General features: G+C 70.1%; 13 protein-coding genes and 2 tRNA genes. 5 read left to right on the forward strand and 10 right to left on the reverse strand.

All coding sequences use genetic code 11. The annotated features are described in order from the left end of the window. Nucleotides 1-27 precede the first annotated feature (27 nt). Nucleotides 28-1,047, forward strand: a complete 1,020-nt coding sequence (locus tag ACH4K1_RS16290; protein ID WP_398089979.1) for a hypothetical protein — start codon at nucleotides 28-30, stop codon at nucleotides 1,045-1,047. Between the two features lie 73 nt (nucleotides 1,048-1,120). Here ACH4K1_RS16290 and clpX read toward each other — a convergent pair whose 3' ends face one another. The 5 genes from clpX to ACH4K1_RS16315 all read right to left on the reverse strand — a co-directional run bounded on the left by clpX (nucleotide 1,121) and on the right by ACH4K1_RS16315 (nucleotide 5,869). Next, nucleotides 1,121-2,419, reverse strand: coding sequence for an ATP-dependent Clp protease ATP-binding subunit ClpX (gene clpX / locus ACH4K1_RS16295; protein WP_073766030.1), 1,299 nt, complete (start codon nucleotides 2,417-2,419; stop codon nucleotides 1,121-1,123). Nucleotides 2,420-2,575: 156 nt separating this feature from the next. Beyond that, nucleotides 2,576-3,259: an ATP-dependent Clp protease proteolytic subunit gene (locus ACH4K1_RS16300; protein WP_073766032.1), complete on the reverse strand. Its 684-nt coding sequence runs from the start codon at nucleotides 3,257-3,259 to the stop codon at nucleotides 2,576-2,578. Nucleotides 3,260-3,338: 79 nt separating this feature from the next. After that, the gene (locus tag ACH4K1_RS16305) at nucleotides 3,339-3,944 is read right to left on the reverse strand and encodes an ATP-dependent Clp protease proteolytic subunit (protein WP_018511477.1); all 606 of its coding nucleotides are present in this window, start codon (nucleotides 3,942-3,944) and stop codon (nucleotides 3,339-3,341) included. Between the two features lie 297 nt (nucleotides 3,945-4,241). Beyond that, nucleotides 4,242-5,642 (reverse strand): trigger factor, encoded by a 1,401-nt coding sequence (gene tig / locus ACH4K1_RS16310; RefSeq protein WP_398089980.1) that lies wholly within the window; start codon nucleotides 5,640-5,642, stop codon nucleotides 4,242-4,244. Between the two features lie 150 nt (nucleotides 5,643-5,792). Further along, nucleotides 5,793-5,869 (reverse strand) — tRNA-Pro (locus tag ACH4K1_RS16315). A 190-nt stretch (nucleotides 5,870-6,059) separates the two neighbouring features. On the opposite strand from ACH4K1_RS16315, the gene ACH4K1_RS16320 reads away from it, so the two are divergent. Further along, nucleotides 6,060-6,133 (forward strand) — tRNA-Gly (locus tag ACH4K1_RS16320). Between the two features lie 202 nt (nucleotides 6,134-6,335). On the opposite strand, the gene ACH4K1_RS16325 is transcribed toward ACH4K1_RS16320, so the two are convergent. Beyond that, on the reverse strand, nucleotides 6,336-6,530 hold the full coding sequence (locus ACH4K1_RS16325) for a hypothetical protein (protein WP_012380975.1): 195 nt from the start codon (nucleotides 6,528-6,530) through the stop codon (nucleotides 6,336-6,338). 524 nt (nucleotides 6,531-7,054) lie between these two features. Between ACH4K1_RS16325 and ACH4K1_RS16330 the strand changes: the two genes are divergently transcribed. Beyond that, nucleotides 7,055-8,221, forward strand: a complete 1,167-nt coding sequence (locus ACH4K1_RS16330; protein ID WP_398089981.1) for an acyltransferase family protein — start codon at nucleotides 7,055-7,057, stop codon at nucleotides 8,219-8,221. Between the two features lie 85 nt (nucleotides 8,222-8,306). On the opposite strand, the gene ACH4K1_RS16335 is transcribed toward ACH4K1_RS16330, so the two are convergent. After that, nucleotides 8,307-8,807 carry an HD domain-containing protein gene (locus ACH4K1_RS16335; protein ID WP_398089982.1) on the reverse strand — a complete coding sequence of 167 codons (501 nt, stop codon included), beginning with the start codon at nucleotides 8,805-8,807 and terminating at the stop codon, nucleotides 8,307-8,309. Nucleotides 8,808-9,044: 237 nt separating this feature from the next. On the opposite strand from ACH4K1_RS16335, the gene ACH4K1_RS16340 reads away from it, so the two are divergent. After that, nucleotides 9,045-10,229: a cation:proton antiporter gene (locus ACH4K1_RS16340; protein WP_398089983.1), complete on the forward strand. Its 1,185-nt coding sequence runs from the start codon at nucleotides 9,045-9,047 to the stop codon at nucleotides 10,227-10,229. A gap of 173 nt (nucleotides 10,230-10,402) precedes the next feature. Here ACH4K1_RS16340 and ACH4K1_RS16345 read toward each other — a convergent pair whose 3' ends face one another. From ACH4K1_RS16345 to ACH4K1_RS16355, 3 genes are all read right to left on the reverse strand, one after another. Further along, nucleotides 10,403-11,548, reverse strand: coding sequence for a PP2C family protein-serine/threonine phosphatase (locus ACH4K1_RS16345; protein WP_398089984.1), 1,146 nt, complete (start codon nucleotides 11,546-11,548; stop codon nucleotides 10,403-10,405). Between the two features lie 107 nt (nucleotides 11,549-11,655). Then, nucleotides 11,656-12,489, reverse strand: coding sequence for an Fpg/Nei family DNA glycosylase (locus tag ACH4K1_RS16350; protein ID WP_398089985.1), 834 nt, complete (start codon nucleotides 12,487-12,489; stop codon nucleotides 11,656-11,658). 99 nt (nucleotides 12,490-12,588) lie between these two features. After that, nucleotides 12,589-13,077 carry a ribose-5-phosphate isomerase gene (locus ACH4K1_RS16355; RefSeq protein WP_398089986.1) on the reverse strand — a complete coding sequence of 163 codons (489 nt, stop codon included), beginning with the start codon at nucleotides 13,075-13,077 and terminating at the stop codon, nucleotides 12,589-12,591. Nucleotides 13,078-13,308: 231 nt separating this feature from the next. Between ACH4K1_RS16355 and ACH4K1_RS16360 the strand changes: the two genes are divergently transcribed. Continuing rightward, on the forward strand, nucleotides 13,309-14,742 hold the full coding sequence (locus ACH4K1_RS16360) for an amino acid permease (RefSeq protein WP_398089987.1): 1,434 nt from the start codon (nucleotides 13,309-13,311) through the stop codon (nucleotides 14,740-14,742). Nucleotides 14,743-14,757 lie beyond the last annotated feature (15 nt).

Below are 14,757 nucleotides of genomic sequence, written 5' to 3' on the forward strand. Positions count from 1 at the left end.
CCGAGACAATCTGGAGGGGACACCCCGATGAGCTACAACCAGCCGGGCCCGTACGGCGGGCAGCCGCCGCAGGGCCAGCCCGGACCGTACGGACAGCAGCCGGGTCCGTACGGAGCCCCGCCGCCGCAGGGCCAGCCCGGCTACGGCTACCCGCAGCAGGCCCCGCAGGGCGTCCCCCCGCAGCAGCCGAACCCGTACGCGCAGCCGCAGCAGCCGCAGCAGCCGCAGGGCTACGGCTACCCGCAGGCGCAGCAGCCGGGCCCGTACGGTCAGCAGCCGCCCGCTCCCCCGTACGGGCAGGCCCCCTACGGGGGGCAGCCTCCGTACGGTGGGCAGCCGCCGCAGCCGAAGAAGAAGACCGGGCTGATCGTCGGGGTCGCCGTGGTGGCGCTGGCGGTCATCGCGGGCGGGGTGTACTTCCTGACCGCCGGCGGCGGCAGCGGTGACGTGGCGGACTCCACGAAGGGGTACAAGCTGACGCCCCCGGCCTCCGTCGAGGACTTCGAGAAGGACGCGTCCAAGCCCTCCGTGTCCCGCCCGGCCACCGGCGAGGACAAGGCCGAGGCCGAGGCCATGGGGGTCAAGGACGCCAACAAGGTGGAGGCCCAGTACAAGAGCGGCTCCAAGGACAACCCGCTCGCCCAGAAGGTACTCATGTTCGAGGGTGTCTGGGGAGAGGTCTCGGACCCGGCCAAGACGCTCGACGGCGCCTTCGCCAAGGCCGAGGTGAACATGATGAAGTCCGGCGGCGAGGGCAAGAGCAAAGTCTCCCTGGTGGGCAGCCCCAAGGAGTTCAAGCCGGAGGGCTTCGACGGCGCGCTGATGAAGTGCCAGGACCTCAAGGTGGTGAACGACAAGGCCGCCGGCTCCGCGGCGAAGGGGCCGAAGGAGTTCACCATGCCGGTGTGCATCTGGGCCGACTACAGCACGGTCGGCATCGTGGGGAGCCTCGACATCGCCTCGGCTCTGACGGGGAAGGGCGGGCCGCAGGAAGATGTGGCCGACCTCGCCGCCAAGCTCTACAACACCTCCCGCACCAAGATCTGATCGCCCGACGCCGAAGGGGCGCCCACCGGTCGAACCGGTGGGCGCCCCTTCGGCGTACGCGTCTCGGGTACGGCTACGCGGACTTCTCGTGACGGCCGCCGTCGTTCTTGCCGATCGTGCGCGGCTCGCGCGGGACCAGCGTCGGGTTGACGTGGTCGCGGACGACGTCCGGGGTGATGACGACGCGGGCGACGTCCTTGCGGGACGGGACCTCGTACATCACGGACTGGAGGACTTCCTCCATGATGGCGCGCAGACCGCGCGCACCGGTCTGGCGCAGGATCGCCTGGTCGGCGATGGCCTCCAGCGCCTCGCGCTCGAAGTCCAGCTCCACACCGTCGAGTTCGAAGAGGCGCTGGTACTGCTTGACCAGCGCGTTGCGCGGTTCGATGAGGATCTGGAGCAGGGCCTCGCGGTCCAGGTTGTGGACCGAGGTCAGCACGGGGAGGCGGCCGATGAACTCGGGGATCATCCCGAACTTCACCAGGTCCTCCGGCATGACCTCCTGGAACTGGTCGCTCGCCTGGATCTCCCGCTTGGAACGGATGGTGGCCCCGAAGCCGATGCCCTTGGCCCCGGCCCGCGACTCGATGATCTTCTCCAGGCCGGAGAACGCTCCGCCCACGATGAACAGCACGTTCGTCGTGTCGATCTGGATGAACTCCTGGTGCGGGTGCTTGCGTCCGCCCTGCGGCGGGACGGAGGCGGTGGTGCCCTCCAGGATCTTCAGCAGCGCCTGCTGCACGCCCTCGCCCGAGACGTCGCGGGTGATCGACGGGTTCTCGCTCTTGCGGGCGACCTTGTCGATCTCATCGATGTAGATGATCCCGGTCTCGGCCTTCTTGACGTCGTAGTCCGCCGCCTGGATCAGCTTGAGCAGGATGTTCTCGACGTCCTCGCCGACATAGCCGGCCTCCGTCAGCGCGGTGGCGTCCGCGATGGCGAACGGGACGTTGAGCATGCGGGCCAGCGTCTGCGCGAGCAGCGTCTTGCCGGAACCCGTGGGGCCCAGCAGGAGGATGTTCGACTTGGCGAGCTCGATCGCGTCCTCACGACCCGAACCGCCGCCGTTCTCCCCGGCCTGGACCCGCTTGTAGTGGTTGTACACCGCGACGGAGAGGGCCTTCTTCGCGGGCTCCTGCCCGACGACGTACCCCTCCAGGAACTCGTAGATCTCGCGGGGCTTGGGAAGCTCCTCCCAGCGCACCTCGCTCGTCTCCGCGAGCTCCTCCTCGATGATCTCGTTGCAGAGATCGATGCACTCGTCGCAGATGTACACACCAGGCCCCGCGATGAGCTTCTTCACCTGCTTCTGGCTCTTTCCGCAGAACGAGCACTTGAGCAGGTCGCCGCCATCACCGATGCGTGCCACGAGGTGCTTCCCCTTCGCCTGGGAGACGCCTGGTTCAGCGGCTCCTGGTGCCTCTATTCGACGGTACCTTGCCTGGGCCCCCGTTCGGGCCCCCCTTGGCACGGTTCACACGGCCGGGGCCGTGGACACGGAATGTGCCAAGGGGAAAGACCGACGTCAGAGCGATGCGCCCGCGGTGGTCTTGCGGGTGGAAACGATCTGGTCCACCAGACCGTACGCCAGGGCGTCCTCGGCCGTCAGGATCTTGTCGCGCTCGATGTCCTCGCGGATCTTCTCCAGCGGGGTCGTCGAGTGCCGGGCCAGCATCTCCTCCAGCTGCGAGCGCATGCGGAGGATCTCGTTGGCGGCGATCTCCAGGTCGGAGAGCTGCTCACGGCCCGTCTGCGAGGACGGCTGGTGGATGAGCACCCGGGCGTGCGGGAGCGCCATGCGCTTGCCCGGGGTGCCCGCGGCGAGCAGGACGGCGGCGGCGGAGGCCGCCTGGCCCATGCAGACCGTCTGGATGTCGGGCTTCACGAACTGCATCGTGTCGTAGATCGCGGTGAGCGCGGTGAACGAGCCGCCGGGGCTGTTGATGTAGATCGAGATGTCCCGGTCGGGGTCCATCGACTCCAGGCACAGCAGCTGCGCCATGACGTCGTTGGCCGAGGCGTCGTCGATCTGGACGCCCAGGAAGATCACGCGCTCCTCGAAGAGCTTCGCGTACGGGTCGTACTCGCGCACGCCCTGCGAGGTGCGCTCCACGAAGCGCGGGACGACGTAGCGGTTGTCCACCTGCGGGCCGGTGTAGAGGCCGCTCGCGGAGGCGCCGGAGAAGTTGTTCATGTGGGTGTTCACCATCCTGGTGGCGTTCTGGGGCTGGAGGTCTCGGCGTACGAGAGGGGGGTGCGGGAGTGCCGCCGGTCCGGTGGGAGCCGGATCAGGCGCCGGTGCCGCCGCCGCCCGGGATGCCCGACGCGACCGTGATGATCTCGTCGATGAGGCCGTAGTCCTTGGCCTCCTCCGCCGTGTACCAGCGGTCGCGGTCGCCGTCGCGGATGATCGTCTCGACGGTCTGGCCGGAGTGGTGCGCGGTGATCTCGGCCATGCGCGTCTTGGTGCGGAGCAGGTACTGGGCCTGGATCTTGATGTCCGAAGCCGTACCGCCGATGCCGGCCGAACCCTGGTGCATCAGGATGTCGGTGTTCGGGAGCGCGAAGCGCTTGCCCGCGGCGCCGCCGGTGAGCAGGAACTGGCCCATGGAGGCGGCCATGCCCATGCCGATGGTGACGACGTCGTTCGGGATGTACTGCATGGTGTCGTAGACGGCCATGCCGGCCGTCACCGAGCCACCGGGGCTGTTGATGTAGAGGTAGATGTCCTTGTCGGGTTCGGCGGCAAGGAGGAGGAGCTGTGCGGTGATCTTGTTGGCGATGTCATCGTCGACCTGCTGACCGAGGAAGATGATGCGCTCGCCGAGCAGTCGGCTGTAGACCTGGTCACCGAGGCCTCCACCGAGGGACGGCTCTCCGGCGGCGTAGGGCATCAGATTCGTCACGTATCCACCTGCTCGTCTCTGACGGCTCCGGCCGTCTCAGCGTCTTCGTACCGGGCGGGTGAAGTCACTGCCCCACCCTTCCTCTTCATGGACCCTAACGCGCAGGTGGGACAACGCCATCCCGCTTCCCCAACTGTTCGCTGGGAGCGCAAGCTCGGCCGTGCGCACACGGGTTCCGGGGCCGTACGGCGGTGCGGCGCGGTACGGCGACGGGCCCCGGACGCGCGGTGCGTCCGGGGCCCGTCGTGACGGTCAGCGCGAGGCTGCCGCGGAGGGGAGCGAGGCTCAGGCCTCGTTCTTCTCCTCGGCCTTCTCGTCCGCCTTCTCCTCGGTGGCGGCCTCGGCCGTCTCCGTGGCCTCGGCGGCCTCGTCCTCGTCGTCCTCCAGGTCGACGACCTCGCCGTTGGTGTCGACGACCTTGGCGGCCTCGACGACGACGGCGAGCGCCTTGCCGCGGGCGACCTCGCCGACGAGCATCGGCACCTGGCCGCCCTCGACGACGGCCTGGGCGAACTGGTCGGGGCTCATGCCGGAGGAGGCGGCACGGCGCATGAGGTGCTCGGTGAGCTCCTCCTGGTTGACGTTCAGCTTCTCCTTGTTGACGATCTCGTCGAGGAGGAACTGGGTCTTGATGCCCTTGACGGCCTGCTCGGAGGTCTCGTTCTCGAACTCCTCCAGGGACTTGCCCTGGATCTCGAGGTACTTCTCCAGGTCGAGGCCCATCTGGCCGAGCTGGTGGTGCTCCAGGTTGTGCTTGCGGGTCTGGACCTCGTCCGCGAGCAGCTTCTCCGGGATCGGGACCTCGGCGAGCTTCAGCAGCTCCTCCAGGACGCGCTCCTGGGCCTGGGTGGCCTGGTCGTACTGCTTGGTGGTCTCCAGGCGCTTGCGGCTGTCGGCCTTCAGCTCCTCCAGCGTGTCGAACTCGCTGGCCATCTGGGCGAAGTCGTCGTCCAGTTCGGGGAGCTCGCGGGCGGCGACGGCGGTGACCTTGACGGTGACCTCCGCGTCCTTGCCCTCGGCGGAGCCGCCCTTCAGCTGCGAGGTGAAGGTGGCCTCGCCGCCGGCCTCCAGGCCGGTCACGGCCTCGTCGATGCCGTCGAGGAGCTCGCCGGAACCGATGGTGTACGAGACACCGTCGGCCACGCCGTCCTCCAGGACCTCGCCGTCGACCTTGGCCTGCAGGTCGATCGTGACGACGTCGCCGTCGGCGGCGGCGCGCTCGACCGGGTTGGTGGAGGCGAAGCGCTCGCGGAGCTGCTCCACGGCCTTCTCGACCTCTTCGTCGGTGACCTCGAGGGCGTCGACGGTGACCTCGATGCCGGAGTAGTCCGGGATCTCGATCTCGGGGCGTACGTCAACCTCGGCGGTGAAGGCCAGCAGCTCGCCGTCCTTCAGCTCGGTGATGTCGACCTCGGGCTGGCCGAGGACGTTCAGCTCACCCTCGTTGACCGCCTCGGTGTAGAACTTCGGGAGGGCGTCGTTGACGGCCTCCTCCAGCACCGCACCGCGGCCGAACCGCTGGTCGATGACCCGGGCGGGGATCTTGCCCTTGCGGAAGCCCTTCACCGTGACCTGCTGGTTGATCTTCTTGTACGCCGCGTCGAGGCTGTCCTTGAGCTCCTCGAAGGGCACCTCGATGCTGAGCCGAACCCGGGTCGGGTTCAGGGTCTCCACGGCGCTCTTCACGGTTCGGTCTCCTTGGTGGCTGACTTCTTGGGGTTCTGCTGGGCCGCCGAGTGGCGGCTTCGCGGACCGAGCCCGGTACATCAGACACACGGGCACGCATTTTGCATAGTAACGGCAAGGAGGATGACTCCCACAACGCGATCTTGCCGGTGGTCGGGGTGGCCGGATTCGAACCGACGACCTTCCGCTCCCAAAGCGGACGCGCTACCAAGCTGCGCCACACCCCGTCGGTGCGACACGTAGGGTACATGGACGGCGACCGGGTATACGCCGCTTTACGGGGCGGCTCCACCGGGTCCGGCCCGGTGCGGGTCCGGCAGCGCGTCCGGCGGTCGGCACAACGGGTGTGCGGACACCGCCGCCGACCCGCTACGATGCTCTTCGTGCCGCGGTCCACGGACCTGCGGTGCGGTGCATGCGGGCGTAGCTCAATGGTAGAGCCCTAGTCTTCCAAACTAGCTACGCGGGTTCGATTCCCGTCGCCCGCTCCATGTGGCCGAGGGCCGGGCCGGAGGATGATCCTCCGGCCCGGCCCTCGCGCGTTGTGCTCCCGGGGCGGGGCACCGCGAGCGGGGGGGGGCCCCCCCGCGGGGGGGGGGGGCCCCCCGCGGGCGGGGGGGGGGGGCCCCCGCGGGGGGGGGGGGGGGGGGCGGGGGGGGGGGGGGGGCCCCCCCCCCCCCGCTCGGAAGCCGGTCAGAAGCTGATCTGGTTGATGGTGTCGGCTATCGAGTTCATGAACCTGTTGATCGACGGCGCCATGCCGGTCGAGGCCAGGAAGAAGCCGAAGAGCACGGCGACGAGCGCGGGGCCGGGCTTGATGGAGCCGCTACGGATCATTACCACCAGGATGACCGCGAACAGCAGCACCATCGACAGTGAAATAGCCACGTCTGATCACACCTTCGGTCGGTCCGCCTTGCCGGCCCGGAAGCGTGCACCGCCGCGCGCCCCGTCGCCCCCCATCGTGCCACCAACTCCCCCGTGGGTGCTGCGGGGTGACGGAACGGGGTGACGGGATCCCGCCATCCTTCACGGGCGCCGGCCACCCCGGCCCAGCGAGCGGAGACGGGCGCGCCGAGCCCCCGGGGCCGCTCGGCGCAAGGGGTGCGGGCGACCCCCGCGCGGGGGCCGGGCCGCCCGGGCCCGCCCTGTGCACCGGCCGGGAAATCGCGGCGGCCGAATATCGGTTCCGGCAATCGTTTCCGCATCCCCACACTTTATTCACAGCCAAGGGACGGGGTGGATGCGACGTAATTCACCCTCCCCAACCTCCGGGAGTTATGCACCATTTCATCGGGATCAAGGGTGTCATATCGGACCGTGTTCGACGGTTTCACATTCGAATAGAGGGGAACACGCGATATCTCCCCGCGGTTTTACGCACGGCAATCGACCGGTCTAAGGTGCCTGAGATGTTCCAAGCTCCGAGCGTATTTCAGAGGGCCCCGCTCCCCCCGGCGACCCGGGAGCCGGAGCCCAGACGCGAGCAGACGCTCACCGCCACCGCACCCCGGCCCGCCCAGGCCGGCGGCGCGCCCCGCGCCGCCGCTCCGGCGCCCGCGCCGACGAGGAAACGTGATCCCTACTTCGACAATGTGAAATATCTGGCCATCGTTCTCGTGGCGGTGGCCCACGCCTGGGAACCCGTGATGGACGGCAGTCGCGCCACCCGGGCGCTGTACATGATCGTGTACGCGTTCCACATGCCGGCCTTCATCCTCATCTCGGGCTACTTCTCCCGGAACTTCGACATGACGGCGCCCAAGGTGAAGCGCCTGATCACCGGTGTCGTGGTGCCGTACGTGCTCTTCGAGACGGCCTATTCGCTCTTCAAGCGGTACGCGGACGATTCGCCGGACATGGCGATCAGCCTGATCGACCCGTTCTTCCTGACCTGGTTCCTCATCGCCCTGTTCATCTGGCGGGTGACCACGCCGATCTGGCTGTCACTGCGCCACCCGCTGCCGGTGGCGCTCGCCATCGCGGCGCTCGCCTCGATCTCCCCCGAGATCGGCGACGACCTCGATCTCCAGCGGGTACTGCAGTTCCTGCCCTTCTTCGTGCTCGGCCTGCTGATGAAGCCGGAGCACTTCCAGCTGGTCAGGCGACGCGAGGTGCGGCTGCTGTCCGTGCCCCTCTTCGCGGGCGCCCTTCTTTTCGCGTACTGGATCGCCCCTCGCATGCAGCTCGGCTGGCTCTACCGCGCCAACAGCGCGCAGGAGATGGGCGCGCCGTGGTGGTCGGGCGCGGTGATGACGCTCGCGATGTTCGGCTGCGCCCTGGCCCTGACGATCGGCTTCCTGGCCTGGGTGCCCGGCGGGGCCCGGTGGTTCACGGTGCTCGGCGCCGGAACGATCTGCGGCTACCTGCTGCACGGCTTCCTCATCAAGGGGGCCGAGTACGCGGGCCTGTTCGACCGCCACGCCTGGCTCTCCGACCCGGTGGGCCTCGTCGTCGCCTCCCTCGCGGCGGCGGCCGCGGTGACCCTCATGTGCACCCCGCCGGTGGGCCGGGCCCTGAAGTGGGCCACCGAGCCGGAGCTGCCCTGGGCGTTCCGGAAGGCTCCCGCGAAGCGCTGACCCCCGGCCCGCCGACCGTCCCCCTCGGGCGGCGGGCGGCCCCACTCTCTCGTGCTGATCCACCCGCGGGCGGGCCGCGGGTGGATCAGCGCGTTCCCGGGTTGGCCGAAACCTTTCGGTCCGGGGGCGGTTCACCGCCGGGCAGCCCCAACAGGCCCCGTACCTGCGCATACTTCGCCGTCAGCCGGGTACGCGTCGCCGTTTCGAGGGCCGCGAGACGGTCGGGGTCGGCGTTGTGGGCGAGGTCCGCCTCCTTGACGAGCAGCGCGCCCGGGGTGGCCAGAATCCGGGCGGTGTACGAGGTCAGCGCCTCGCCGGGCCGCTTGGTCACCGCCAGGACCATCTCCTTCACCCGCCGGGGCAGGGCGGCGGCCTCCAGCCACTCGGCGGAGAGGGCGCCGTCCTCGATCGCGTCGTGCAGCCAGGCCGCCGCGATCTGCCCGTCGTCGCCGCCGCGCACCCGTACGCCTTGGGCCACGGCCGCCAGATGTTCCGCGTACGGGCGGCCCGCCTTGTCGGTCCGGCCCGCGTGGGCCGCGCGGGCGATCGCCTCCACTTCGAAGAGGCTCCATGGGCGTCCGGTCATGGGCCGACCCTACGGCCGCCCCGGGTCCGCACCCGAACTCGCGCCGGACATGAACCGGTTGACGCGCCACCTCTGTCAGACCGAACGGGCAAAGCCTGACAAGACGGGCGGACCATAGTTGCAGGGTCAATCGTTCGGTAAACTAATTACTGATGGATTCTTGACGCCCTCTTGACCCGCACGTGACCCGACCCCGAAGGAATCAGGCTCATCGGACACGCAGACACCCTTCTCGCCATGGGCGGCGCCTTCCTGGCCGCTGCCGTCCTCGCCCGCCTCGGCGGCCGCATCGGGCTGCCGACCATCCCCCTGTTCATCCTGGCCGGGATCCTCCTCGGCCCGCACACCCCCGGATACACCCTCCTCTCCAACCCGCACGACCTGGAGATGCTCTCCGCGCTGGGACTCGTCCTCCTGCTCTTCTACCTGGGGCTCGAGTTCCACATGGACGACCTCAAGACGGGCGGCCGAAAGATGGCCGTCGCGGGCGGGACATACCTCGCCCTGAACGTCGGCGCCGGTCTCGCCTTCGGTTTCGCGCTGGGCTGGGGCACCTCGGAGGCGCTGGTCCTCGCCGGCGTCCTCGGCATCTCCTCGTCCGCGATCGTCACCAAGATCCTGGTGGACCTCGGGCGCATCGGTAATCCGGAGACCCGGCCGATCCTCGGCATCATCGTGGTCGAGGACATCTTCCTCGCCCTCTACCTGGCCGCGCTCCAGCCGATCCTGTCCGGCGCCGACAGCCTCTCGGCCGCGCTGGCCGACGGCGGCAAGGCGTTCGGGTTCCTGCTGCTGCTCGCGCTGGCGGCCCGGTTCGGCACGAAGACCATCGGCAAGCTCATGAACACCAAGGACGACGAGCTGCTCGTCATCTCGTTCCTGGGTGCGGCGGTCTTCGTCGCCGGCGTCTCCGAGATGTTCGGCGTGGCCGACGCGATCGGCGCCTTCATGGTGGGTCTGATGCTCGGCTCCACCTCGTCCGGCGACCGCATCCTCAAACTGGTGCACCCGCTGCGGGACGCCTTCGGCGCCATCTTCTTCTTCGCCTTCGGCCTCTCCATCGACCCGGGCGACCTTCCGAGCGTGCTGTGGCCGGTGCTGGCGGCCGTGGTGCTGACGCTCGCCATGAACATCGCGGCCGGCTTCGCGGCGGCGAAGGTGTACTCCTTCGGCGCGCAGGCCACGGCCAACATCGCCACCACGCTGGTGGCCCGGGGGGAGTTCGCGCTCATCCTCGCCACGATGGCGGCTGCCGCCGGACTGGACGAGCGGCTCTCGCCGTTCATCGCCGGCTACGTCCTCCTGCTCGCCGTCCTCGCGCCGCTGGCCGCCGGACGCTCGCACTGGCTGGCCCGCATACTGCCGGGCGGCCGCAAGAAGGACGGCCACCAGGACCGGGACCAGGTCCCCGTGTCGGTCTGAGCGGCGCCGCCCGCGGAGAGGCGCCCCGGCACCCGGACACGGGTGAGGGGGCGCCTCTCCACCGTGCGGGCCCGGTCCCGTCCCCGTCCCCCGCCCCCTGGCGTGCGGCCCCCGAGGGGCCGCGAAGGGGGCCCGCTGCGCTCACCGTCCCCGACGGCCGAGGCCGTGGCCGTTCAGGCCCGGCGGGAGAGCAGCAGCAGGGCCCGGTCGTCGTTGACGTCCTTGGCGCACGCCTCGATGAGGTGCCAGGCCGCGCCCTCGAAGCCGGTGGAGACATAGCGGTCGGCCTCGCCGGTCAGCCGGTCGATGCCCTCGGCGATGTCCCGGTCGGACGCCTCCACGAGGCCGTCGGTGAACAGCATCAGCACATCGCCCGGCGCGAGCGATCCCTTCACCGCGTCGAACTCGGCCCCGTCGTAGACCCCGAGCAGGGGCCCCTCCCCCGACTTCTCCTCCCACCGGCCGCTGCCCGCGTGCAGTTGGAGGGCGGGCGGATGGCCCGCGGAGTAGATCTCGTAGTCGCCCGACTCCAGGTCCAGCACCAGGTGGATCGAGGTGGCGAAGCCCTCGTCCCAGTCCTGGCGCAGCAGATAGCCGTTGGCGGCCGGCAGGAAGGCGTGCGGGGGCAGCGAGCCGAGGAGGCCGCCGAAGGCGCCGGACAGCAGCAGGGCCCGGGAGCCCGCGTCCATGCCCTTGCCGGACACGTCGGTGAGCACGGCCTCCAGGGTGCGGCCCCCGTGGGTGCGGGCCGCGACCACGAAGTCCCCGGAGAACGACTGGCCGCCGGCCGGGCGCAGCGCCATCTCGCGGTGCCAGCCCTGGGGCAGCCGGGGCAGGGAGCTCTGGACCCGGATGCGTTCGCGCAGGTCGAAGAGCATCGTGCCGCCGCGCCGCCAGGGCACGCCGACCCGGGCCCGGAACTGGGCGAGGACCAGCCCGAAGAACCCGCAGGCGGCGACCACCAGCACCGTGCCCGGGGTGACCCGGGCGGGGCCGTCCAGGTACGGGCCGAGCGTGAGCGCCTCGGCGATCAGCGCGCCGGCGGCCGTCGCGTACAGGCCGAGCAGGCTGGCGGGGCGCAGCAGCAGGCCGCCCGCCACGATGGGCAGGGCGAGGGCGGCGGGGTCGATCCAGACGGGGCTGACGACGGTGGCGACGGTGATGGCCGGGATCGTCAGCAGCAGACCGGCCAGCGCGATCCAGTCGGAGCCGTCGCCCCGGAAGTAGTCGACCCCGGATCTGCGCAGCCCGTTGCGGACCCGGTGCACGTTCTTGCGCCACCGGGCCCAGAAGTCGTCTACTCCTCCGCTGCGGGCCACTGCCCGGACCCTATCCACCCGGACGCCTCCGGCGCAGGGGGCCCCGGTGACAAGATGCGCGAAAAGGGATCGCCCGCCCGTACCCGGCGGCCTTCTTCGAGCGGTTTTCAGCCTTTTTCTCCACCGGGGAGGCCCGAGGGCTGGCACCGGGGGCACCAGAAGAGGTTGCGCGAGACGAGGTCCGCGGTGCGGATCTCCGTACCGCAGATGTGGCAGGGCAGGTTCGCCCGCCGGTAGACGTAGACCTCGCCGCCGTGGTCGTCCTGGCGGGGCGGGCGGCCCATGGCCTCGGGGAGGTGCTCGGGCCGGACGGTGTCGATCCGGTTGTTCGTCACGCCCTCGCGCATCAGCTCCCCCAGGTCCGCCCAGAGGGCGTCCCACTCCGCGCGGGTGAGGTCGCGGCCCGCGCGGTACGGGTCGATGCCGTGCCGGAAGAGGACCTCGGCCCGGTAGACGTTGCCGACGCCCGCGATGACCTTCTGGTCCATCAGCAGGGCGGCGACGGTGGTGCGGCTGCGGGAGATCCGCTGCCAGGCGCGCTCCCCGTCCTCGTCGCCGCGCAGCGGGTCCGGTCCCAGCCGCTCGTGTATCGCGCGCTTCTCTGGCTCGGTGATCAGGGCGCAGGCGGTGGGGCCGCGCAGATCGGCGTAGTGCGCCGCGTTGGCGAGGCGCAGCCGGACGGTGTCGGTGGGCGGCGGGGGCGGGGCGGCGCCGAAGCCGAGCTTGCCGAAGAGGCCGAGATGGATGTGGACCCAGCCGACGGGGCCGAAGCCGAGGAAGAGGTGCTTGCCGTGGGCGTCGACGGCGGTGAGGGTGCGCCCGTCGAGGAGGGCCGCGCCGTCGGAGAACCTGCCCTGGGGACTGCTCACCCGGACCGGTGCTCCGGCGAACCGTTCGGCGTGGTCGTCGGCGAGGCGGCGGATGGTGTGTCCCTCGGGCACGGCGGGCTGCTCCCTGTTGCACGGGTGGCGGGCGGCGGCATGGCCGTGCCGCCGGGCCCTGGGCCCGGCGGCACGGGAAGGCGGGGGTACGGCGGGAGGTCAGCCCTGCTGCGGGTGGTGGGCCGGGACCGGGGGGAGCTCGCCGGTGTTCTCGTACGCCGTGAGCATCTCGATGCGGCGCGTGTGGCGCTCCTCGTTCGAGTACGGGGTGGAGAGGAAGATCTCGACGAACTTCGTGGACTCCTCGACCGTGTGCATCCGGCCGCCGATCGCGACGACGTTGGCGTTGTTGTGCTCGCGGCCGAGGGCGGCGGTCTGCTCGCTCCAGGCCAGTGCGGCGCGGACGCCCTTGACCTTGTTGGCGGCGATCTGCTCGCCGTTGCCGGAGCCGCCGATCACGATGCCGAGGCTGTCCGGGTCGGCCGCCGTCTTCTCGGCGGCGCGCAGGCAGAACGGCGGGTAGTCGTCCTGGGCGTCGTAGATGTGGGGGCCGCAGTCGACGGCCTCGTGGCCGTGGGCGCCGAGCCACTCGACGAGGTGGTTCTTGAGTTCGTAACCGGCATGGTCGGATCCGAGGTACACGCGCATGGTGCGAAGTGTGGCACGAACTTCGGGGGGTAATCGTCAGCGGGGTCCGGGCTTGCCGCCCGTCGCGCGCGCTGTGGTCGACGCCACGCGGGCAACGATCGGGCAAATGATCTGGAAGAGGGGGTTCCGCTTCCGGCCCTTTCCGGGCTTCAATGCGTGGCCTTGTCTTCGCACCACCCCACGGCGGAGCAGGGCGCACCCTCAGGTTCGAAAACGTAAAGGACTCCCCCCATGACGTCGCAGACGACGCTGGCGAAGCCGGGTCAAGAGCCCGGTGAGCCGGGCCGGCCGGACTCGTCGGACGGGCTTCAGGCAGGCCTGAAGAACCGCCACCTCTCGATGATCGCGATCGGCGGTGTGATCGGCGCCGGGCTCTTCGTGGGTTCCAGCGCGGGCATCGCGGCGGCGGGCCCGGCGATCCTCATCTCGTACGCGATGGTCGGCCTGATGGTCGTCCTGGTGATGCGGATGCTCGGCGAGATGGCGGCCGCCCGGCCCAGCTCGGGCTCCTTCTCCGCCTACGCCGACCAGGCGCTCGGCCGGTGGGCCGGGTTCTCCATCGGCTGGCTCTACTGGTTCTTCTGGGTCGTGGTGCTCGCGGTGGAGGCCACGGCGGGCGCGAAGATCCTGGAGGGCTGGATCCCCGGGGTGCCGCAGTGGGCCTGGGCGCTGATCGTGATGGTCGTGCTGACCGCCACCAACCTGGTCTCGGTGGGCAGTTACGGCGAGTTCGAGTTCTGGTTCGCCGGGATCAAGGTCGTGGCGATCGGCGCGTTCGTGGTCGTCGGCCTCCTCGCGGTCTTCGGGTTCCTGCCCGGGTCGGACAATCCGGGGTCGGGCCTCGCCCATCTGACGGACTCCGGCGGGTTCTTCCCCGAGGGGCCGGGCGCGATCCTCACCGGTGTACTGATGGTCGTCTTCTCGTTCATGGGCAGTGAGATCGTGACGCTGGCCGCCGGGGAGTCCACGGACCCGCAGCGGGCCGTCTCGAAGGCCACCAACAGCGTGATCTGGCGCATCGCCGTCTTCTACCTCGGCTCGATCTTCGTGGTGCTGACCCTGCTGCCGTGGAACGACCCCTCGATCGTCGAGAAGGGCAGCTACGTCGCCGCCCTCGACTCGATCGGCATCCCGCACGCGGGCCAGGTCATGGACTTCATCGTGCTGACGGCCGTGCTGTCCTGCCTCAACTCCGGCCTCTACACCGCCTCCCGGATGGCGTTCTCGCTCGGCGAGCGGGGCGACGCGCCGAAGTCCTTCGCCAAGGTCAACCGGCGGGGCGTGCCGCAGGCGGCGATCCTGTCGTCGGTGGTCTTCGGCTTCGTGGCGGTGTTCTTCAACTACCAGTGGCCCGACACGGTGTTCCAGTTCCTGCTGAACTCCTCCGGGGCGGTCGCGCTCTTCGTGTGGCTGGTCATCTGCTTCACCCAGCTGCGGATGCGCGGGATCATCCTGCGGGAGAACCCCGGCAAGCTGGTCGTGCGGATGTGGCTCTTCCCGTACCTCACCTGGGCGACCATCGCGATGATCTCCTTCGTCCTGGTCTACATGCTGACCGACGACGCCGCCCGCCAGCAGGTCGTGCTGTCGCTCCTGGTCGCGGCCCTGGTGGTGGGCGTCTCGCTGGTACGCGAGTGGCGCGGCCGTAAGGCCGTCGCGGGGTGACGGCCCCGATCCGTA

The sequence above is a fragment of the Streptomyces sp. NPDC017448 genome (genome assembly GCF_044330565.1).
Taxonomy (GTDB): domain Bacteria; phylum Actinomycetota; class Actinomycetes; order Streptomycetales; family Streptomycetaceae; genus Streptomyces.

Excerpts from the sequence above, each read along its gene's own strand:
- ACH4K1_RS16360 (WP_398089987.1), top strand. The coding sequence starts at position 13,309 with ATGACGTCGCAGACGACGCTGGCGAAGCCGGGTCAAGAGCCCGGTGAG.
- ACH4K1_RS16305 (WP_018511477.1), bottom strand. The coding sequence starts at position 3,944 with ATGCCCTACGCCGCCGGAGAGCCGTCCCTCGGTGGAGGCCTCGGTGAC.
- ACH4K1_RS16340 (WP_398089983.1), top strand. The coding sequence starts at position 9,045 with ATGGGCGGCGCCTTCCTGGCCGCTGCCGTCCTCGCCCGCCTCGGCGGC.
- ACH4K1_RS16330 (WP_398089981.1), top strand. The coding sequence starts at position 7,055 with ATGTTCCAAGCTCCGAGCGTATTTCAGAGGGCCCCGCTCCCCCCGGCG.
- ACH4K1_RS16355 (WP_398089986.1), bottom strand. The coding sequence starts at position 13,077 with ATGCGCGTGTACCTCGGATCCGACCATGCCGGTTACGAACTCAAGAAC.
- ACH4K1_RS16335 (WP_398089982.1), bottom strand. The coding sequence starts at position 8,807 with ATGACCGGACGCCCATGGAGCCTCTTCGAAGTGGAGGCGATCGCCCGC.
- ACH4K1_RS16290 (WP_398089979.1), top strand. The coding sequence starts at position 28 with ATGAGCTACAACCAGCCGGGCCCGTACGGCGGGCAGCCGCCGCAGGGC.
- ACH4K1_RS16300 (WP_073766032.1), bottom strand. The coding sequence starts at position 3,259 with ATGGTGAACACCCACATGAACAACTTCTCCGGCGCCTCCGCGAGCGGC.